Below are 19,236 nucleotides of genomic sequence, written 5' to 3'. Positions count from 1 at the left end.
AGTTAGGCTTGTGCAACCTGCATCGGTTGTTCGGCGTAATGCTCTTCAACCCGTGTTTTCAATTTTTGGCTGGCGTGGAAAGTGACCACGCGGCGGGCAGAAATAGGAATTTCTTCACCGGTTTTCGGGTTGCGTCCGGGGCGCTCGGATTTGGTGCGCAATTCAAAGTTGCCGAAACCGGACAGTTTTACGCTATCGCCTTGCTCCAGCGCATTGCGTACTTCTTCAAAAAAGGCTTCAACCATATCTTTGGCTTCGCGCTTGTTTAGCCCGACTTGTTCAAATAACAAATCAGCCAAGTCAGCTTTTGTGAGTGTCATTCAAATTCCCCTGAACTTCTTATTATTTCCGTACGATGACTGTATCTTGGAGGTGGATTACCGCATGGTGGCAGCGTATTGCGCTGACCAGATTTCGAGGAGTTGTGCAATGATTGCATCGACTTCCTCATCCACCATGGTCTTGCAAGTATCTTGCATAAGTACCAGAAATGCAAGGCTTTTTTTGTTTTCCGCCACACCTTTTCCTTGATAAACATCAAACAATTTGACCTGTTGCAGATTGGCAATTTTGGCTTGCATGACGGTATCAATCATCGCTTGCGCGGAGACGTTTTGATCAACCACCATGGCCAGATCGCGACGTACCGGCAAGAACTTGCTGACCTCGCTGTATGCGGGCACTTTGGTATGGCTTAAGGCCGACACATCCAGCTCAAACAGGTAACAGGCCTGCGTCAGGCCGTACTGTTGCTGCCACTGCGGATGCAGTTTTCCCAACCAGCCCACAGCCTGTGCGCCAGCGTAAATACGCGCCGACTGACCCGGGTGCAAGGCTGGATGCTGTTCGACCACAAATCGCACTGAAGCCGCAAACAAGGCTTCGACATGGGCTTTTGCATCATAAAAATCAAATGCACGTGTAGCGGATGACCACTGTTCTGGCAACACACTGCCGTAGCACAGCCCTGACAAGGTTGCTGTTTCAGCAAAGCCTTGTGCGGTGCGCACATAACGGCTACCGACTTCAAACAGCATAGCGCGTGTTTGCTGACGCTTGAGGTTGTAATCCAGCGCATCGAGCAAGCCGCCCCACAAGCCGGAGCGCATGACGCTCAGGTTGCTGGCAATTGGGTTTTTAAGCGCGATCGGCGCCTGGTTACCATATAAATCACGTTCCCAGGCAGCATCGACAAAACTGTAAGTGACCACTTCCTGATAGCCGTTTTGCACCATGGCATCACGCAACCAGTGTTTGCTGCGCTGTGACTCCTGCGCTGCCAGCATACCTTGTGCCGCAACCGGTGTGATGGCAGGAATATGCTCGTAGCCATGCAGGCGGGCAATTTCTTCAATCAGGTCTTCTTCACGCGCAATATCAAAACGGAAGCTTGGTGCACTGACTGTAAATACACCATTATTTTCTCTGTAGGCAAATCCTAGCTGCGTAAATAGTTGGCCAACTTGTGCAATGCTCACGTCGATACCCAGCACAGACACCAGACGCGCATGACGTAAAGTGACTTCTTGACGCACAGGCAACTGACCAACCATTGCAGTCACCGCACCAGGCTGACCACCACAAATCTCCAGCACCAGCGCAGTGGCGCGCTCAAGCGCATTCAGCGTGTTGCCAAAATCCACACCCCGCTCAAATCGATAGGAGGAATCCGTACTCAAGCCCAAACGGCGCGCTTTACCCGCCATCACATCCGGGGTGAAAAAGGCACTTTCGAGGAAAATGGATTGCGTGGCATTGGTCACAGAACTGGCTTTACCCCCCATAATGCCGGCCAAAGCGACTGGGCCTTGGTTATCCGCAATCACAAGATCATCTGCTTTAAGCGTGATTTCGGTGTCATTCAGCAGGGCCAGCTTTTCGCCTGCGGTGGCAAAACGTACCTGAATATCGCCTTGCAACAGGTTAAGGTCAAACGCATGCATGGGCTGCCCGAATTCCAGCAACACATAGTTGGTGATATCCACCAGGGCACTGATGCTGCGGATGCCACTACGTTCGAGGCGACGCAACATCCAGTCGGGGGTAACGGCCTGCGCATTCACACCCGCAATCACACGGCCATAATAAGCCGGACAGGCGGCGGGGGCAGCCACTTTGACGGCTTTAGACTGTGTGTCGGTCACGGCAGCTGTAACGATTTCTGGTGCATTAAATGGTGCACCGGTCATGGCAACCACATCACGCGCAATGCCCAGAATACTCAGACAATCAGCACGGTTAGGCGTCAGTTTGAGCGTATAGGTATGGTCATTTAAAGCCAGATATTCACGAATATCCTGTCCCACAGGTGCATCTGCCGGCAACTCCAAAATACCATTTGCCTCAGTCGCTAGCCCCAACTCTTTGGATGAACACATCATGCCAAATGACTCGACGCCACGCACCTTGGCCTGCTTGATACTGATACCGGGCAATTCTGCACCGACTAATGCGCATGGCGCTTTCAGGCCAGCGCGGGCGTTGGGGGCACCACAGACAATTTGCAGCACTTCGCCACCTACATTGACCTTGCATACTTGCAGGCGATCAGCATCGGGATGTTTGGCAGCTTCGAGGATCTCGGCCACGACAATACGTTCAAAAGCAGGTGCGACCGCAGTCAATTCTTCAACTTCCAGCCCTGCCATGGTCAGGGCGTGCCCCAACTGCGCGGTATCCAAATCCGGATTCACCATTGAACGTAACCATTGTTCTGAAAACTGCATATGCTCTGTGCCTATTAATTAATATAGTATTGACGCGGGATTATTTGATGAATTGCTGTAAAAAGCGCAAATCATTATTAAAGAAATGACGCAAGTCATTGACGCCGTAGCGCAACATGGCCAGACGCTCGACGCCTAGACCGAATGCAAAACCACGGTATTTTTCGCTATCGATATTGACGTGCTTGAGCACCTCAGGGTGCACCATGCCACACCCGCCAATTTCCAGCCAGCCACCATTCCAACTCATATCCATTTCGGCAGAAGGTTCGGTAAACGGAAAGAATGAAGGACGAAAACGCACGGTCAAATCATCACGCTCAAAGAATTTTTGCAGGAAGTCTTGTACTACGCCTTTTAAATTGGCAAAACTGATCTGCTCATCGACCCACAAGCCTTCGACCTGATGAAACATCGGAGAATGCGTGGCATCGGAGTCCACGCGATAAACGCGGCCTGGCGCAATAATCTTCAGTGGCGGGGTGTTGTCCTGCATGTAATGCACTTGCACCGGCGACGTATGCGTACGCAACACATGCTCCATACTATCATTGCCGCACTCCACATAAAACGTATCATGCATGGCGCGCGCCGGGTGATTATCCGGAATATTCAAAGCGGTAAAATTATAAAAATCCGTTTCAATTTCGGGTCCATCTGCGACACTAAAACCAATCGAGTGAAACAGTTCTTCCACCCGGCGCAAGGTCAGCGTGACCGGGTGCAAGCCACCCACAGACTGCGACCGCCCAGGCAAGGTGATATCAATGGTTTCACTGGCCAGCTGTTTAGCCTGCTCGGCAGCCAGAATACTGTCACGACGGGCGTTCAGCGCCTGCTCTACCGCCTGCTTCACCACATTGATCGCGGCACCTGCAGCAGGCCTTTCCTCAGCAGATAATTTGCCCAGACTTTTCAGAGCATCGGTCAGGCTGCCTGTTTTTCCCAGGTATTTTGCTTTTGCATTTTCTAATGCAGGAACATCGTTGCAAGCAGCAAAGTCTTGTTGCGCTTCGGCAATGAGGTGATTGAGATCGGCCATGATAATTTTTCTTGCTTTGTTTTATTGCTTGGGATGAAATAAAAAAAGAGGCCGCAGCCTCTTTTTTTGCTAGGTCAGATTAGGCGCCTAAACCTGTTTTTGCCAATTCTACGAATTTTGCAAAAGCAGCTTTATCAAACACTGCCAAATCAGCCAACACTTTACGGTCAACTTCAACCGCAGCTTTCTTCAGGCCGTTCATGAAACGGCTGTATGTCAAACCAGCTTCGCGGGCTGCCGCGTTAATACGAGCGATCCACAATGTACGGAATTGACGTTTTTTCTGACGACGGTCACGGTAAGCATATTGACCGGCCTTCATCACAGCTTGTTTGGCAACGCGGTAAACGTTCTTGCGACGACCACGATAACCTTTGGCGGCTTTTAAAACTTTTTTATGTCTTGCGCGTGCGATGACGCCACGTTTTACTCTAGGCATGTCGGTCTCCTTATTGTGTTGGCATCATTGCGCGAACGCGTTTGACATCAGTTGCAGAAATAATGGAAGTACCGCGCAGCTTACGTTTTTGCTTGGTGGTTTTCTTGGTCAAAATGTGGCGCAAGTGAGAGTGTGTACGCTTCACTTTACCGTTACCCAAGAACTTGAAGCGCTTTTTGGCGCTGCTCTTTGTTTTCATCTTTGGCATTTTTTTCTCCTTAGAGGTTGAATAGAGAGTAACTAGGCAGCCAATTTAGCCGTATTACTCCAAAAAAACTTTTAATGCTTAAACTTTATTGCTTTATATCTTCGATACAACACTTACTCTGTGTCTGCAACCGCTTTATCATCCGGCTTATCGGATTTCTTAGCGACTGGCACTGCTTTTTTGGCGGGTGCCAGCACCATCACCATTTGGCGACCTTCCATTTTTGGATACTGCTCCACCAAGGCATGCTCTGACAAGTCCGCTTCCAAACGCTTTAACAGAGCCAGGCCAAACTCCTGGTGCGTAATTTCGCGTCCACGGAACCGCAATGTAATCTTTGCTTTGTCACCATCACCCAGAAAGCGGATGATGTTACGTAATTTGATGTTGTAATCGCCATCATCGGTGCCAGGTCTGAATTTGACCTCTTTAATTTGCACCTGTTTTTGCTTCAGTTTCTGTTCGTGTTGACGCTTGCTCTCGGCATATTTGAATTTGCCATAATCCATCAAACGGCACACAGGAGGTGCTGCATTTGGTGCGATTTCAACAATATCAATGTCTGCTTCTTCGGCTTTAGCAAAAGCCTCTTTCAGACTCATAATCCCCAACGGCTCGCCGTCAATACCAACTAAACGTACTTGTGGCGCTGTAATGTCACCATTAATACGTGTATCTTTATCCTGAGCTATAACAATCCCCTAAACAAATAAACAAAGCCGCACGGCTACCAAAGGCACTAGACTTTGAGATGGATATCTTGCTGCAGTCGCGCAATAAACGCATCGACTGTCATGACACCCAGATCTTCACCTTTTCTGGTACGTACGGCCACTTGACCATTTTGCATTTCTTTGTCGCCGACCACAATCAGGTATGGCAACTTCTGCAAACTATGCTCGCGTATTTTATAGGTAATTTTCTCATTTCTCAAGTCAAAATCGCATCGAATGCCATTTTTCTTTAAATTTTCAATTACTTGGCGCACATAATCGGCTTGACCCTCAGAAATATTCAGCACCATGACCTGCACCGGCGCCAACCAGGCCGGCATGGCGCCAGCAAAGTTTTCAATCAATATCCCCAGGAAACGCTCCATAGATCCGACAATTGCCCGGTGCAACATGATAGGCCGCTGGCGAGAGTTATCCTCAGCCACGTATTCAGCGCCTAATCGTTCAGGCAAGTTCGGGTCTAGCTGAATGGTGCCGCATTGCCACATCCGACCCAACGAATCCTTGAGTGTAAACTCAATTTTCGGACCATAAAAAGCCCCTTCACCCGGTTGATATTCAAACTCGAGGGCATTGGCCCTGATCGCATTAGCCAAGGCTGCTTCGGCCATGTCCCAGGCTTCTTCAGTGCCAACACGCTTTTCCGGACGGGTAGACAATTTAACGATCACATCATCAAAGCCAAAATCTTTATATACTTCGTACAGCATCTTGATGAAATCTGCCACCTCGGCTTCCACCTGAGACTCCATACAGAAAATATGGGCATCATCCTGGGTAAATCCGCGCACGCGCATCAACCCATGCAGGGAACCAGAAGGTTCGTTACGATGGCAGGAACCAAACTCTGCCAGCCGCAGTGGCAAGTCACGGTAACTATGCAAGCTGCTATTAAAAATCTGGATATGGCCCGGACAATTCATCGGTTTGACTGCGTAATCCCGGCTTTCTGACTGGGTCACAAACATATTGTCACGGTAGTTTTGCCAGTGGCCTGATTTCTCCCACAGACTCTTATCCAAAATCGTTGGTGTTCGCACTTCCTGATAATCGTACTCTTTGAATTTGGCACGCATATACTGCTCAACCTCTTGCCAGATCACCCAGCCACGCGGGTGCCAGAACACCATACCCGGCGCATCGTCTTGCATGTGGTAGAAATCGAGCTGCTTGCCCAACTTGCGGTGGTCGCGCTTCTCGGCCTCTTCCAGCATGTGCAGGTACGCCTCAAGCTCTTCCTTATTGCGCCAGGCAGTCCCATACACCCGTTGGAGCATTTCGTTATTGCTATCACCACGCCAGTAGGCGCCAGCCAGCTTCATCAACTTAAACGCCTTGAGCTTTCCGGTGTTAGGAACGTGCGGGCCGCGACACAAGTCGGTGAAATTGCCTTCACTATATAAAGACACATCCTCATTGCTTGGAATGCTGGCGATAATTTCCGCCTTGTAATGCTCGTTAATGCCCTTGAAGTAGGCCACGGCTTCGTCGCGCGGCAACACCTTGCGCTCGACTTTTTCGTCTTTTTTAGCCAGTTCAGCCATCTTCTTTTCAATCGCCTGCAGATCTTCGGGCGTGAAAGGGCGCTTGTAGCTGAAGTCGTAATAAAAGCCGTTATCAATCACCGGGCCGATGGTGACCTGCGCGTCAGGGAACAGCTCTTTCACCGCATAGGCCAGCAAATGGGCTGTCGAGTGACGGATAATCTCCAGACCTTCTTCGTTTTTGTCTGTAATGATGGCCAGATCTACATCCTGTGCGATCAAATGACTGGTATCGACCAGCCTGGCCTCCTGCCCCGTATAGGTGACTTTGCCTGCCAGTGCGGCTTTTGCCAGCCCAGCACCAATATTCATCGCAACTTCAGCCACGGTCACCGCGTTTTCAAAACTTCTGGTTGACCCATCAGGCAAGCGTATTACAGGCATGACTTCCTCTCTTCAAGCATTGAATCCACCATCAAAACAAGCACATGGCACTGTGAGATGATAAAACGCGGATTATCGCACAGCGCACGAAACCTCCGCAATGCAAATACCTGTAGTGTGCAAAAAATCCATGATTTAACACAGCGTGTCATCAGCACGCTTGCTGATACAAAGCGATACATACCGATACAAAAACAGACTTCAACCCCTGTTGGAGTGGTCGTTAACAGTCATACCATGGCAACTTTCAAAGCAGGCCATTCACACAAGGAGGCTTGAAGATGAGCACAATCAGCTTAAGCAACATCAGCAATCAGATCACCAGTAATATATTCAGCAAACTGGATACCAATAACACGGGATATATTGACGCCAGCACACTCAGCAAAGCTTTCAACAACGACACTGACCAGGGCGTATCCAGCCTGGTGAGCAGCCTGGACAGTGACGGTGACAGCAAAATCACCAAAAGTGAGCTTTCAAAGGGCATAGAAAACCTGTTCAACCAGCTGCAAAGCGCCAGCAATCAGGCAAGTAGCACACAAGGTATGCCCCCACCACCGCCAGGAGGACAAGGCGGCATGCCTCCTCCTCCACCGCCGGGTGGACAAGAGGAAGACGAAGGATTGACCAAAGATCAGATGCAGGAAGTAGCCTCCAACACCGATGACAGTTCACTTAAAGAATTGCTGAATACGGTTTCCAGCAATTTTGACGCAGCAGACACGGATGGCGATGGCAAAGTCACCCGTGATGAAGCCATGGCCTACCAACAAAGCCAGAATGGTGACAGCACCAGCGTAAGCAGTGCCACTAGCACCCAGAGTACCAGCAGCAAGGCACTTGAGCAGATTGCCAAGTTAATTAAAAGCTATGGCCTGGATGGCGACACCTCAAGCAGCAGCCTGAGCACCGCCGCCTGAGTGGTACAAAAATACAAAAAGCCACCCATATCAAGGTGGCTTTTTGTGTGACATATGGTAGTCGCGAATGGACTCGAACCATCGACCCCCACCATGTCAAGGTGGTGCTCTAACCAGCTGAGCTACGCGACTAGTGTTGACGTACAGAGCACTTGCTTGTGTACATCAATAAGGTTGCGCATTCTATCCGAAAGCGCCGGGCTAGGCAATGCCATCTGCGCACATACCGCTATAATAGTTGCATGCGCACGCCTGACCTTACAAGCCCAACCCTTTTAACCACGATCATCGATCAGTTGTCTGAGCATCACTACTGTGTGATTGACCAGTTCTTAGCAGAACCAATAGTCGCAGAGCTACATGCACTGGCTCAAGCGCGCCGCCATGCAGGATTAACGCGCCAGGCTGGCACAGGCAAGTCCGCGACGACCAACGCCAATTTGCGTGGCGACCAGATTGACTGGCTGGAACCTGAAGATACGCACCCGGCGCTCCAGCAGTATTTTGCGCTGATGGCAGACTTGCAACAGCAGATCAACCGCGCGCTGATGCTTGGACTGGACAGTTACGAGACCCACTTCGCCATTTACCCACCGGGGACGGGCTACAGCACCCATATAGACCAGTTCATACAGCACAGGGTAGCAGCGGCGCCTGGCGCCAGAACCTTGACTGCGATTATCTACCTCAATCAAAACTGGCCTGAGGCTGCCGGAGGTGCCCTGCGCTTATATCTGGATACGCATGAGGCCCTCCCCGCGCAAGAGGCGCGCCATCTGGATATTGCGCCACTGGGAGGTCGTCTGGTGCTGTTTTTATCTGCCCGCTTCTGGCACCAGGTGTTACCAGCAAGCCAGGACCGGCTCAGCGTCACCGGCTGGTTTAAAACGCGCTAAAAAGCGGCTTACTGCGCACTGCTGGTCAATCGTGCATATAACGCAGCACCCGCATACCCATCTTGGGGCAACGCCTTACTGGCTTGATAACGGCGGATGGCGGCTTGCGTTTTGGCCCCGGGAAACCCGTCTGGCGGCCCACAATCAAATCCTTGTGCGTTCAATGCCTCTTGCAAGACCCACATCTGCTGATGGCTGAGGGCAGGCGGCTCTGGCGGCATAAACAGGTCATATTCCGCCTGTGCCAGCTGCTGGCTTAACAAACTCACGCTCAATGCATAGTTAATTGAGCGATTCCATTGCATAATCACATCAAAGTTCGGAAACACCATGTAGGCGGGCCCGTCATATCCTTGTGGCAATACAATCGCTGCACTGGATAACAATAGGGCACTGTCTGGGACACCAGCCACGCCAAGCTTGACCCAATCGGCCACCGATTTCTTTAAAGTTAACTGCGCCAGGCTGTAATCAAACAGGGGCGGCAAGGCGACCATGACACTGATTGGCGCACCGGGCTGCCATCCTGCCTGTGAAAGGTAATTGGCGGCTGAGCTGAATATATCCGGATAGGAAGACCAGATATCGATTTTGCCATCCTGATCAGCATCCACTCCATACTTGAGCAAAGTTGACGGCATAAACTGCATATGTCCGGTAGCGCCTGCCCAGGAGCCGCTAACCGGCTGATCATACAACTGCTCACGCTCTACCACACGGGTCAGATTCAACAGCTCACGCTTGAAAAACTCGGCACGACGGCCTTCGTAAGCCAGCGTCGCCAGTGCCGACGGCAGGGCAAAGTTACCCAAATAGCCTCCGTAATTGGTTTCCAAGCCCCAGAAAGCGACCAGCACCTGCTGAGGCACCTGATACAGTTCTTCCACCACGTAAAGCACACCCCCATAGTCCTGCATCATTCGCTTGCCTCGCGCCACCACGTTCGGGCTGATGCGACGATTCACGTAAGTTGAAAAACTGGTGACAAATTCTGGCTGCTTGCGGTCCAGTTCAATCACACTGGGCAAATAGGCCACCTGATTCAGTGTTGCATCTACTGCCTGCGGTGACAACTGCTGGCTCAAGGCCTCTTGCTTAAAAGCAGCCACCCAGGTGCGAAATCCCTCTTCATCTCCGGCAAACACATTGCCGATGGCGAGCAACACAAGCCCTGATAAACACTGTTTCCACATACTTTATTCAATATCCCTTTGTTGTGATTTAAGTGCATTTAATATCGGCGTATAACCGGCGAGATAATCTGGAAATTGCAACACATAGCCACTGGCCTGCAAACGCAGATTTCGCAAGCGCTTGCCAGTCACGGGCTGTGAGAGCGGCGTCTCCGGCTGCGGCCAGCCCATCTGGGTAGCTATCCATTGCAACACCTCGTGCTGCAGTACAGGGCTATTATCGCTCAAAATATAATGCGAATGCAGAGATTGCCCTTCTGCGACGGCATCATAGAAATGCATCAGTGCGCCCACTACATCCTGCTCATGCATGCGGTTGGTCCAGTGCGACTGCTGCGGCCAGCTTTGGGGCTGCTGTGCCATCCGCACCAGATAACGCCGATCAGGGCCGTAAATGCCGGAAATACGCAAAGCGGTGTTGCCACAGGGCAAGGCATCCAGCAAGCGCTCGGCATCCAGCAGCGCCTGACCGCCTGCATCGGCAGGCACAACGGATGTGTCATCATCCACCCACTCGCCAGCCTGCGCACCATAGACGCGGGTGCTGGAAATAAAAAACACCTGTTTCAACCCGGCAGACTGAACGTGCGCAAGCACCTGCTGCAAACCCTGATAATAGGTTTCGCGATAAGCCTGCGCACCACTGCTGACCGGGGCCAGACAATACAGCAAGAGATCAGGCTGTAATGTACCCAATGCAGAGAGACCGTTACCACTGACAACATCGACTCGCAGCGATTGCGCCCCCTTGGGCACTGGTTTATCCGAGCGTCGGGCAATCGTCAATGCATGCCCGCGTGTCAGTGTTGCCTGCGCAATGAGGCTACCGAGTGCACCGCACCCAATTTGCAATACCTGCATATTTAAACCAGCATCCCCGGCTGCGGATGTTTTCGCAAATAACGCTCTGCCAGCAACATGGCAGACATGGTTTTGCTGTCTGTAATTTCTCCTGCCTCGATGGCTTGCATGACGTGCGCAAACGGCCAGCAAAACACATCCATCGCTTCATCAATGTCGCGCTGATGCGCGCCCAATTGCAAGCCGAGCGCCAGATAAATATGGATCACCTCATTGGAATAGCCGATACATGGATGCTGAATCCCCAGCTTGATCCATTCACTTGCGGTGTAGCCGGTCTCTTCCAGCAACTCACGCTGCCCGGTGGTCAACACAGGTTCACCGGCGTCAATCTTGCCTGCAGGCAACTCGATAAATACCTGCTTGAGCGGGTAACGGAATTGCCTTTCCAGCACCACCTCGCATTGGCTGGTTAAGGCAATGACCACCACCGCCCCTGGATGGATCACGTACTCCCGACCACTGGTGGTGCCATTCGGTAGCAAGGCTTGGTCATACCGCACTGTCAGCATTTTTCCTTGCGCCATGATTTCGCTGGAAAGCGTGGTCTCGGTTAAATGCGGATCGTTTAACGACTGAATATCTAATGGCTTGTTTTGTAGCGTGGACATACTGATTTTCCAAACAACTGAATCGATTCTTTATTAAACTGCGCCTTTAAACGTGTTGCATGCGTTCACATCCCCTGTATGCAGGCCCTGCTGAAACCAGTGCACGCGCTGTTCAGACGTCCCATGGGTAAAGCTGTCTGGCACTACATAACCCTGCGCCTGTTTTTGCAAAGCATCATCACCAATCGCAGTGGCTGCACGTAACGCCTCTTCAACATCACCGGTTTCGAGAATGCGAAACGCCTGATCCGCATGGTGCGCCCATACGCCAGCATAACAATCTGCCTGCAACTCCAGTCTCACTGAATAAGCATTGGCTTTGGCTTCCGAGCGGGCCTGCTGTCTGGCTTGCTGCACTTTCTCCGAAGTGCCTAGCAGATTTTGCACATGGTGACCGACCTCATGCGCGATGACATAGGCCTGGGAAAAATCACCCGGCGCCTTGAAGCGTGACTGCAGCTCCTGATAAAAGTGCAGGTCGATATATACCTTCTGATCTGCGGGGCAGTAAAAGGGGCCCATCGCCGCCTGACCCTGACCACAGGCCGTTTGAGTGGCCTCGGTAAAAATCTCGAGCCTGGGTGCTACGTATACTTGTCCGCCACGGGTGAAAATGTCCTGCCAGACCTGCTCGGTACTCCACAGGACTTTAGAAACAAACTGTACTTTGGGGTCTTTTGTAGCAGGGTCTTGTCCGGCAGTGTTGCTGGCAGGTTGCTCAACGGCAGGCGGCTGCACTTGCTGCACGACATTGAGTATCAGGTTGGGGTCAACCCCAAAGTACATGGCGACCAGCGCAATCGCAATGGTGCCCAGACCAATGCTGCGTCCACCCAACGCACTGCCACCACGCCGGTCTTCAATATGCTGACTTTCTTCGAGGTCATCCAATCGCATGTGCACACGCTCCGCTGACTATCCTGCAAAAATGTTTGAATGATGTGATTACTTTAGCATGCGGCACTGATAAAATCACACTATGTTTACCGGAATCATTCAAGCTGTCGGCCGCATTACCGACATCACCGCCAAAGGTGAAGACTATGCACTCACCATCGCGACTGCTGAACTCGATATGCAGGACGTACAACTGGGAGACAGCATTGCAGTCAATGGTGTATGCCTGACAGTCACCGCATTTGATGCGCATAGTTTTCAGGTCATCGTTTCCAAGGCGACACTGGAGGTCACCACCGGACTGGGCAGCCTGTCGGCAGTCAATCTGGAAAAAGCCATGCGACTGTCAGACCGGCTGGGCGGGCACCTGGTGACCGGCCACGTGGATGGCGTGGGCAAAATCACCACCCTCTCGCCGGTTGGCGAGTGCTGGCTGCTGACTATCAGCACACCGCATGCCATCAGCAAATACATCGCCAAAAAAGGCTCGCTGTGCGTCAATGGCATCAGCCTGACCGTCAATGCAATTGGCAATGACGAAGTCAGCATCAACCTGATTCCACACACCATGCAACACACCAGCATGCAGCAGATGCAGGCTGGTGATCAGGTCAACCTGGAAATCGATTTAATTGCCCGCTATGTAGAACGCATGCAGGCTTGGGAGCAGGAAACGTGACCACACAAATTAGCCCGATCGAAGCGATTATTGCCGACATCCGTGCCGGTAAGATGGTGATTCTGGTCGACGATGAAAATCGTGAAAATGAAGGTGACTTTGTCATTGCTGCCGAATTTGTCACGGCCGAACATATCAACTTTATGGCAAAGTACGGTCGCGGCCTGATTTGCCTGACCTTGACCGAGCAGCGTTGCCGCCAGCTCAACCTGCCGCCCATGGTGCAAAAAAACGGCACCCGGCTGGGCACCAACTTCACCGTTTCTATTGAGGCAGCACAAGGCGTGACCACCGGCATTTCAGCGGCTGACCGCGCCACTACCATACAGGCCGCAGTTGCCAAACAGGCCAATGCCAGCAGTATTGTCAGCCCTGGCCATATTTTTCCGCTGGCCGCCATGAATGGTGGCGTACTGGTGCGCGCAGGCCACACCGAGGCAGGCTGCGACCTGGCGCAACTGGCAGGCTGCGAACCGGCCAGTGTCATTTGCGAAATCCTCAAGGATGATGGCGAAATGGCCAGGCTGCCAGACCTGATGCAGGTAGCCGCCGAACACGACATCAAAATTGGCACAATTGCGGACCTGATCCATTACCGTGCTGCGCATGAAACCCTGATTGAACGAAGCGCAGAACGCAGCATTGAAACCGCTTATGGCCCCATGCACCTGATTGCCTACCGCGACCATATCGCGCAGGAAACACATCTGGTACTGGTCAAAGGAGACCCCCGCACCGCAGACGAAACGCTGGTGCGTGTACATGAACCCCTGTCGATGATAGACCTGCTCGATAGTAGTCACCAGTCACACAGCTGGAACCTGTTACAGGCCATGCGCGTCATTAACGCATCCCCTTGCGGCGTGATGGTGCTGATTAACCATGACGAAGACGGCTTGGGCCTGACTGACCGCATTCTGCGGGCGGATCAAAGGCTTGTGCTTAATCAAGAGTTGCGTAATTACGGCATAGGCTCGCAAATCCTGCTAGATCTCGGCGTCAAAAAAATGCGCCTGATGGCCACCCCACGCAAAATGCCGAGTATGGATGGCTTTGGCCTGGAAATCAGCGGTTACTTATCCGCAGAAAACTGCACGGAGCGAACATCCCATGAGTGATCAGACGGCAGCCTCCATGGACACACCGCGATTCAACCTTACCGGCCAAATTTTAATCGCTATGCCTGCCATGCAAGACCCCTACTTTCGTAAAAGTGTGGTGTTAATCTGTAACCATGACGAAGATGGTGCCATGGGGATTATTCTCAACCATCCGCTCGACCTGAATGCAGGAGATTTGTTTGAACAACTGCAATTAAGCTGCGATATTCCGCATCAAGAACAGCGTCCCGTCTATTTTGGTGGCCCGGTGCAAGTCGAGCGTGGCTTTGTACTACACAGCCCAGCCACCGAATTTAATACCACATTAGACTTGTCGGAAGGCTTGGCGCTAACCTCCTCCAAAGACATTCTGGAAGCGGCTTCTCAAGATACAGCGCCACATGAAATGTTCATTGCGCTTGGATATGCAGGCTGGACGGCAGGACAACTCGAAAATGAAATCCAGGAGAATGCCTGGCTAAATTTGCTGCTTGCAGACCGTAGCCAGTTACACAAACTCGTTTTCAAGATTGCCAGTGATGACAAACTGGCTTGGGCCATGCAACAGCTAGGTGTAGATTTCGCAACCTTATCCGAAGTGGCAGGCCATGCCTGATAAAACATCGAGCATAGGGAATTTGGCCATGTCACAAAGCCATTTGCCAGTGACACAAAGACAGTATACGGGCATCAGCGGCACGATTCTGGCCTTTGACTATGGAGAAAAGCGAATCGGCATTGCCATTGGCGACACATTGCTTAAATTGGCGCACCCACTACAAACCATCATTGCAGAAGACAATGCAACCAAATTTGCGCGCATTGGCGAAGTAATTAAAGAATGGCAGCCCGCATTGCTTGTCGTGGGATTGCCGATGTCACTCGAAGGTGAAGCGCATGCCATGACCGCACTGGCACAAAAATTTGCCCAGCGCCTGGAAGGCCGCTTTCAATTGCCGGTGGCCATGATAGATGAACGCCTGACTTCTGCGGAAGCTGCACAAAGCCTGGCTCAAGCGGGCATACGCGGACGCTCACAAAAACAACATTTGGACCAGGTCGCAGCACAAACTATATTACAATCCTTTTTCGATGCATGGCCAAACGCCTGAAAAATAACGCAAATGATCCCTATGAAATTACCAGATCCCGAGCAACTGCTAGAAAACTTGTATCAACAACTATTACCTGCCATCGATGAAAACACCGTACTGGTCGGTATTTATACCGGCGGCGTCTGGCTGATGGAAAAATTGCTGCCAAAACTGCAGGCAGCGTTGGGCCATGAACTCGCTTTTGGCAAACTTGATGCCGCCATGTATCGTGATGATTATGCCCAGCGCGGCCTCAAAACAAAATCGCTCCCTGCCTACATTCCATTTGACGTGAATGGCAAGCATATTATTCTGATCGACGATATTTTTTACACTGGTCGCACCACACGCGCCGTGATGAACGAGCTATTTGATTATGGACGCCCGGCCAGCATACAACTGGCAGTACTGATTAACCGCGGCGGCGCCCAGTTACCTGTCAGGCCGGACATGACCGGGGCAGACCTGCCGCTGGCCGCCCAGCAGTCATTCGAACTTTCCATGAACACGCAAGGGCGTCTGCACCTGAGCGTGACCGATGTAACCAATGGAGTCTCAGGCGATGTATAACCCGCAACTCAATGCACAAGGCCAGTTGCAGCACCTGCTCAGTATCGAAGGCCTTCCAAAACGCCTGCTCATCGACATTCTGGACACTGCAGAAAGCTTTGTCGGCGTGGCTGAGCGTGAAGTCAAAAAAGTGCCGCTGTTGCGCGGCAAAACCGTGTGCAATATTTTCTTTGAAAACAGCACCCGCACCCGCACCACCTTTGAAATCGCCGCCAAACGCCTGTCAGCAGATGTGCTTAACCTGAATGTGAGTACGTCCTCGCAATCCAAGGGCGAGACCATTCTGGACACCGTCAACAACCTGATTGCAATGCATGCCGATATGTTTGTAGTGCGCCACCAGCAAAGTGGTGCAGCACATTTTATTGCCCAGCACGTGCCGCCGCACATCAGCGTGATTAATGCCGGTGATGGACGCCACGCGCATCCGACACAAGGCCTGCTGGATGTATTCACCATCCGCAAATACAAACCCGAGATGCACAATCTGCGTGTTGCCATTGTCGGCGATGTGCTGCACTCCCGCGTCGCCCGCAGTGAGATTCATGCACTGACCACACTGGGCGTACCTGAAATTCGGGTGATTGCACCCCGCACCTTGCTACCTACCGACGTTGAAAAGCTTGGGGTACAGGTGTACCACGATATGGCGCAGGGATTAAAAGATGTGGATGTGGTGATGATGCTACGTTTGCAAAACGAACGTATGGCCGGTGCACTGCTGCCCAGTACCCAGGAATTCTTCCAGACTTTCGGTTTAACACCTGAACGACTGGCACTGGCCAAACCAGATGCCATCGTTATGCACCCTGGACCAATGAATCGCGGCGTCGAAATTGACTCGGCAGTGGCCGATGGCAAACAGTCTGTCATCTTGCCGCAAGTGACATATGGCATTGCCGTGCGCATGGCAGTCATGGCGATTCTGGCAGGAGGTAATGCAGCATGAACATATTAATTCAACAAGGGCGCATCATTGATGCCAGCCAACAGATAGACCGGGTAGCTGACCTCTACGTAACCGATGGCAAAATTGCTGCAATCGGTCAAGCACCAGCCGGATTCCAGGCAGACCAGACCATCGATGCCACAGGCAAATGGATATTACCGGGGCTGGTTGACTTGTGCGCCCGCTTGCGTGAACCCGGCAGCGAGTACAAGGCCACGCTATCCAGTGAACTGCATGCCGCGATGGCAGGCGGGGTGACCAGCCTCGCTTGCCCGCCAGACACCGACCCTGTGCTTGATGAGCCAGGGCTGGTAGAAATGCTCAAGCACCGTGCCAAATCACAGGCACTGGCCCACGTTTATCCGCTAGGCGCAGTCACCCGCCAGTTGCAGGGCCAGTTACTGACTGAAATGTTTGCTTTGACAGAAGCAGGTTGTGTCGGTTTTTCGCAGGCAGATGCGGCCATTGTCGATACCCAGGTATTATGGCGCGCGTTTGAGTATGCAGCGAGCTTTGGCTATACCCTCTTCATGCGGCCTGAAGACCCCTATCTGGCAAAAAATGGCGTCGCGCACGACGGCGAAGTCGCCTCCCGGCTGGGCCTCAAAGGCATTCCGGCGGCGGCAGAAAGCATTGCACTGCAAACCATGATACGGGTAGCGCAAGCGACTGGCGCAAAGCTGCATGTCGCCCGCATATCCACTGCCGAATCCGTAGCGCTAATCCGCCTGGCCAAACAGCAAGGCATGGCAATTACCGCGGACACCACGATTCAACACCTGCACCTCACCGAAATGGACATTGGCTTCTTTGACAGCCAGGTGCACTTGAAACCACCATTACGTACCCAGCGTGACCGTGAAGCGTTAAGAAGCGGCTTGCTGGATGGCACACTGGATGCCATTTGTTCCGACCACACGCCAGTCGATGATGATGCCAAACTGCTACCCTTTGCCGAATCTCACGCTGGGGCCTCTGCACTGGAACTGCTATTGCCATTGACACTGAAATGGGCAGTGCAAGCAAAACTGCCATTGATAGAAGCCATGCGCAAAATTACCCACAATCCGGCCAATATTCTGGGCGTGGCAGCGGGCAGCCTGCAATCAGGCGCCGTGGCGGATGTGGTCATTTATAACCCTGAAGTGGAGTGGCGGGTGGATGGGCGTGTTTTGAAAAGTCAGGGGAAGAACACCCCTTTTGTAAACCACGCACTGACAGGCAAAGTAGTGGCAACACTGACCCAAGGAAATTTGGTATACCAGCTGTAAACTTTAGCGACGCACTCATCAGAACATTAAGGCTGAACGAAGGCAACGCATGTTGAGCCACAAAATATGATAGCTAAAACATGCATTTAATAATAAACCGTCACTTCACTATTTTTGCTGGGTTTGCCTCTTGAAGTTGAATCAGAGTCACCCTCTGATTCAACATTTGCTAACAACTGCTGATTGACTTGTTTGATAACATCCGCTGCAAGATCCTTTGAAAGCTCAGTCATTAATCTTGCAGTGTTCACCAGCACAACATCATTCTTTTCCTTATCAGATAGTATCGTCTGTTGGGCATTGCCTAAAGATGAAAATGCAGCAATGACCTTTAAGGTCCTGACTTCAATCAACGAAAAGTCCGCTTGCAAACTCACGAAATGCTGATGACTATTGGTCGTAGTATGTTCGATTTCCACCGAGTTTTCTCCGGCTTGCACTGTATTAAGCATACCAAACAACACATAGTCTGCTCCTTTAAAATTTTTCATTTTAATGCGTTCTATCACGTCATAAATTTTTTCATTATTTGAGGTATATGGCCTGGATTCTACAACCTCGAAGCTGCCAGCCTTGATTAACGCTCCTTTGATATCTGCGACAAACTGTTTGAGCTCTCTAAACTCCGTCCTGGAGACGATGGTTTGTTTCGACTTTGAAGAGAATTCAAGCTTATTTTTATACTCCGCGGATTTGCGGAAAATGGTTGATTTTTTTCGATTGTGCGTGTTGGTTCTGAGGTCCGTTTGGTTTTCAAAGAAATAATCCTTCACCTCTTGTTGGTACGCCAGATTTGAAACTGCGATTTTGGGTCGCTTGGGCTCACTGTCCATGCTGAAAGCCACCGTAGCAAACAGGAGCGAGGCAACACCCAATAACGAAATCGTGATATTTATTTTCATCGCTTACCTCTTAGCCGTTTTTCGTATATCTTTTTCTTCTTGCCACTCAATGATGTTTTGCTCCAGGTCGCGCAATTTAAGCGTGAATTTGTAGAGAGGTGGACCCGGAAAACTGGACAGTGTTTTAAGTGATATTCTTGCTTAACCTTGCAGCCGATAGGCGGCAGAAAGCAGAGAAAGAAAGCAATGAAACGTACCCGAAGAACCCACGCA

21 protein-coding genes and 1 tRNA gene are annotated in these 19,236 nt (G+C 51.4%); 9 read left to right on the top strand and 13 right to left on the bottom strand.

Annotation, left to right across the window (positions count from 1 at the left end):
- Positions 1 to 2: 2 nt before the first annotated feature.
- The 7 genes from Q9291_RS12885 to thrS form a co-directional block, all read right to left on the bottom strand.
- The gene (locus Q9291_RS12885; RefSeq protein ID WP_306390499.1) at positions 3 to 320 is read right to left on the bottom strand and encodes an integration host factor subunit alpha; all 318 of its coding nucleotides are present in this window, start codon (positions 318 to 320) and stop codon (positions 3 to 5) included.
- Between the two features lie 57 nt (positions 321 to 377).
- A complete protein-coding gene (gene pheT, locus Q9291_RS12880; RefSeq protein WP_306390498.1) occupies positions 378 to 2,726 on the bottom strand; it encodes a phenylalanine--tRNA ligase subunit beta in 2,349 nt (782 codons plus the stop codon).
- 40 nt (positions 2,727 to 2,766) lie between these two features.
- Positions 2,767 to 3,768 carry a phenylalanine--tRNA ligase subunit alpha gene (gene pheS / locus Q9291_RS12875; RefSeq protein ID WP_306390497.1) on the bottom strand — a complete coding sequence of 334 codons (1,002 nt, stop codon included), beginning with the start codon at positions 3,766 to 3,768 and terminating at the stop codon, positions 2,767 to 2,769.
- 79 nt (positions 3,769 to 3,847) lie between these two features.
- Positions 3,848 to 4,207, bottom strand: a complete 360-nt coding sequence (gene rplT, locus Q9291_RS12870) for a 50S ribosomal protein L20 (protein ID WP_306390496.1) — start codon at positions 4,205 to 4,207, stop codon at positions 3,848 to 3,850.
- A 10-nt stretch (positions 4,208 to 4,217) separates the two neighbouring features.
- The gene (gene rpmI, locus Q9291_RS12865) at positions 4,218 to 4,415 is read right to left on the bottom strand and encodes a 50S ribosomal protein L35 (protein ID WP_019881750.1); all 198 of its coding nucleotides are present in this window, start codon (positions 4,413 to 4,415) and stop codon (positions 4,218 to 4,220) included.
- Between the two features lie 113 nt (positions 4,416 to 4,528).
- Entirely contained in the window at positions 4,529 to 5,107 is a 579-nt protein-coding gene (gene infC, locus Q9291_RS12860; protein ID WP_306390507.1) for a translation initiation factor IF-3, read from the bottom strand.
- A 47-nt stretch (positions 5,108 to 5,154) separates the two neighbouring features.
- The gene (gene thrS / locus Q9291_RS12855; protein WP_306390493.1) at positions 5,155 to 7,077 is read right to left on the bottom strand and encodes a threonine--tRNA ligase; all 1,923 of its coding nucleotides are present in this window, start codon (positions 7,075 to 7,077) and stop codon (positions 5,155 to 5,157) included.
- A gap of 281 nt (positions 7,078 to 7,358) precedes the next feature.
- Here thrS and Q9291_RS12850 point away from each other — a divergent pair, with 281 nt between their 5' ends.
- Positions 7,359 to 8,000 (top strand): EF-hand domain-containing protein, encoded by a 642-nt coding sequence (locus Q9291_RS12850; protein ID WP_306390492.1) that lies wholly within the window; start codon positions 7,359 to 7,361, stop codon positions 7,998 to 8,000.
- A gap of 55 nt (positions 8,001 to 8,055) precedes the next feature.
- Here the strand turns inward: Q9291_RS12850 and Q9291_RS12845 are convergent.
- A tRNA-Val gene (locus tag Q9291_RS12845) sits at positions 8,056 to 8,132 on the bottom strand.
- 110 nt (positions 8,133 to 8,242) lie between these two features.
- Between Q9291_RS12845 and Q9291_RS12840 the strand changes: the two genes are divergently transcribed.
- The gene (locus Q9291_RS12840; protein ID WP_306390491.1) at positions 8,243 to 8,896 is read left to right on the top strand and encodes a 2OG-Fe(II) oxygenase; all 654 of its coding nucleotides are present in this window, start codon (positions 8,243 to 8,245) and stop codon (positions 8,894 to 8,896) included.
- A gap of 8 nt (positions 8,897 to 8,904) precedes the next feature.
- Here Q9291_RS12840 and Q9291_RS12835 read toward each other — a convergent pair whose 3' ends face one another.
- Genes Q9291_RS12835 through ypfJ form a run of 4 tightly spaced genes read right to left on the bottom strand, consistent with a single transcriptional unit; the run spans position 8,905 to position 12,458 of the window.
- Positions 8,905 to 10,089 (bottom strand): lytic murein transglycosylase, encoded by a 1,185-nt coding sequence (locus tag Q9291_RS12835; RefSeq protein ID WP_306390490.1) that lies wholly within the window; start codon positions 10,087 to 10,089, stop codon positions 8,905 to 8,907.
- Between the two features lie 3 nt (positions 10,090 to 10,092).
- Positions 10,093 to 10,950, bottom strand: coding sequence for an NAD-dependent epimerase/dehydratase family protein (locus Q9291_RS12830; protein WP_306390489.1), 858 nt, complete (start codon positions 10,948 to 10,950; stop codon positions 10,093 to 10,095).
- A gap of 2 nt (positions 10,951 to 10,952) precedes the next feature.
- Positions 10,953 to 11,561 carry an NUDIX domain-containing protein gene (locus tag Q9291_RS12825; RefSeq protein WP_306390488.1) on the bottom strand — a complete coding sequence of 203 codons (609 nt, stop codon included), beginning with the start codon at positions 11,559 to 11,561 and terminating at the stop codon, positions 10,953 to 10,955.
- Positions 11,562 to 11,594: 33 nt separating this feature from the next.
- Entirely contained in the window at positions 11,595 to 12,458 is an 864-nt protein-coding gene (gene ypfJ / locus Q9291_RS12820; RefSeq protein ID WP_306390487.1) for a KPN_02809 family neutral zinc metallopeptidase, read from the bottom strand.
- A gap of 82 nt (positions 12,459 to 12,540) precedes the next feature.
- Here ypfJ and Q9291_RS12815 point away from each other — a divergent pair, with 82 nt between their 5' ends.
- From Q9291_RS12815 to Q9291_RS12785, 7 genes are read left to right on the top strand one after another with little or no spacing between them, the layout of a single operon-like run.
- Positions 12,541 to 13,137, top strand: a complete 597-nt coding sequence (locus tag Q9291_RS12815) for a riboflavin synthase (protein WP_306390486.1) — start codon at positions 12,541 to 12,543, stop codon at positions 13,135 to 13,137.
- Entirely contained in the window at positions 13,134 to 14,255 is a 1,122-nt protein-coding gene (gene ribBA, locus Q9291_RS12810) for a bifunctional 3,4-dihydroxy-2-butanone-4-phosphate synthase/GTP cyclohydrolase II (protein WP_306390485.1), read from the top strand. The genes Q9291_RS12815 and ribBA overlap by 4 nt, the downstream gene beginning before the upstream one ends.
- Positions 14,248 to 14,853: a YqgE/AlgH family protein gene (locus Q9291_RS12805; protein ID WP_306390484.1), complete on the top strand. Its 606-nt coding sequence runs from the start codon at positions 14,248 to 14,250 to the stop codon at positions 14,851 to 14,853. The genes ribBA and Q9291_RS12805 overlap by 8 nt, the downstream gene beginning before the upstream one ends.
- A gap of 28 nt (positions 14,854 to 14,881) precedes the next feature.
- Entirely contained in the window at positions 14,882 to 15,349 is a 468-nt protein-coding gene (gene ruvX, locus Q9291_RS12800) for a Holliday junction resolvase RuvX (RefSeq protein WP_306390483.1), read from the top strand.
- A 21-nt stretch (positions 15,350 to 15,370) separates the two neighbouring features.
- Positions 15,371 to 15,901, top strand: a complete 531-nt coding sequence (gene pyrR / locus Q9291_RS12795) for a bifunctional pyr operon transcriptional regulator/uracil phosphoribosyltransferase PyrR (protein ID WP_306390482.1) — start codon at positions 15,371 to 15,373, stop codon at positions 15,899 to 15,901.
- Positions 15,894 to 16,850 (top strand): aspartate carbamoyltransferase catalytic subunit, encoded by a 957-nt coding sequence (locus Q9291_RS12790; RefSeq protein WP_306390481.1) that lies wholly within the window; start codon positions 15,894 to 15,896, stop codon positions 16,848 to 16,850. The genes pyrR and Q9291_RS12790 overlap by 8 nt, the downstream gene beginning before the upstream one ends.
- Complete coding sequence (locus Q9291_RS12785; RefSeq protein ID WP_306390480.1) at positions 16,847 to 18,121, top strand: dihydroorotase; 1,275 nt, start codon at positions 16,847 to 16,849, stop codon at positions 18,119 to 18,121. The genes Q9291_RS12790 and Q9291_RS12785 overlap by 4 nt, the downstream gene beginning before the upstream one ends.
- An 86-nt stretch (positions 18,122 to 18,207) precedes the next feature.
- Here Q9291_RS12785 and Q9291_RS12780 read toward each other — a convergent pair whose 3' ends face one another.
- Complete coding sequence (locus Q9291_RS12780; protein WP_306390479.1) at positions 18,208 to 19,023, bottom strand: hypothetical protein; 816 nt, start codon at positions 19,021 to 19,023, stop codon at positions 18,208 to 18,210.
- Positions 19,024 to 19,236: the final 213 nt, after the last annotated feature.

Source organism: Methylophilus aquaticus (assembly GCF_030769565.1).
Taxonomy (GTDB): Bacteria; Pseudomonadota; Gammaproteobacteria; order Burkholderiales; family Methylophilaceae; genus Methylophilus; species Methylophilus aquaticus.
Note: the sequence above shows the minus strand (reverse complement) of the source record. Positions and strands in the feature narration are given on the sequence as shown.

Bases quoted from the DNA above. Each gene is read 5' to 3' on its own strand.
- Q9291_RS12885 (WP_306390499.1), bottom strand. From the start codon at position 320: ATGACACTCACAAAAGCTGACTTGGCTGATTTGTTATTTGAACAAGTC.
- pheT (WP_306390498.1), bottom strand. From the start codon at position 2,726: ATGCAGTTTTCAGAACAATGGTTACGTTCAATGGTGAATCCGGATTTG.
- pheS (WP_306390497.1), bottom strand. From the start codon at position 3,768: ATGGCCGATCTCAATCACCTCATTGCCGAAGCGCAACAAGACTTTGCT.
- rplT (WP_306390496.1), bottom strand. From the start codon at position 4,207: ATGCCTAGAGTAAAACGTGGCGTCATCGCACGCGCAAGACATAAAAAA.
- rpmI (WP_019881750.1), bottom strand. From the start codon at position 4,415: ATGCCAAAGATGAAAACAAAGAGCAGCGCCAAAAAGCGCTTCAAGTTC.
- thrS (WP_306390493.1), bottom strand. From the start codon at position 7,077: ATGCCTGTAATACGCTTGCCTGATGGGTCAACCAGAAGTTTTGAAAAC.
- Q9291_RS12850 (WP_306390492.1), top strand. From the start codon at position 7,359: ATGAGCACAATCAGCTTAAGCAACATCAGCAATCAGATCACCAGTAAT.
- Q9291_RS12840 (WP_306390491.1), top strand. From the start codon at position 8,243: ATGCGCACGCCTGACCTTACAAGCCCAACCCTTTTAACCACGATCATC.
- Q9291_RS12835 (WP_306390490.1), bottom strand. From the start codon at position 10,089: ATGTGGAAACAGTGTTTATCAGGGCTTGTGTTGCTCGCCATCGGCAAT.
- Q9291_RS12830 (WP_306390489.1), bottom strand. From the start codon at position 10,950: ATGCAGGTATTGCAAATTGGGTGCGGTGCACTCGGTAGCCTCATTGCG.
- Q9291_RS12825 (WP_306390488.1), bottom strand. From the start codon at position 11,561: ATGTCCACGCTACAAAACAAGCCATTAGATATTCAGTCGTTAAACGAT.
- ypfJ (WP_306390487.1), bottom strand. From the start codon at position 12,458: ATGCGATTGGATGACCTCGAAGAAAGTCAGCATATTGAAGACCGGCGT.
- Q9291_RS12815 (WP_306390486.1), top strand. From the start codon at position 12,541: ATGTTTACCGGAATCATTCAAGCTGTCGGCCGCATTACCGACATCACC.
- Q9291_RS12805 (WP_306390484.1), top strand. From the start codon at position 14,248: ATGAGTGATCAGACGGCAGCCTCCATGGACACACCGCGATTCAACCTT.
- ruvX (WP_306390483.1), top strand. From the start codon at position 14,882: ATGTCACAAAGCCATTTGCCAGTGACACAAAGACAGTATACGGGCATC.
- pyrR (WP_306390482.1), top strand. From the start codon at position 15,371: ATGAAATTACCAGATCCCGAGCAACTGCTAGAAAACTTGTATCAACAA.
- Q9291_RS12790 (WP_306390481.1), top strand. From the start codon at position 15,894: ATGTATAACCCGCAACTCAATGCACAAGGCCAGTTGCAGCACCTGCTC.
- Q9291_RS12785 (WP_306390480.1), top strand. From the start codon at position 16,847: ATGAACATATTAATTCAACAAGGGCGCATCATTGATGCCAGCCAACAG.
- Q9291_RS12780 (WP_306390479.1), bottom strand. From the start codon at position 19,023: ATGAAAATAAATATCACGATTTCGTTATTGGGTGTTGCCTCGCTCCTG.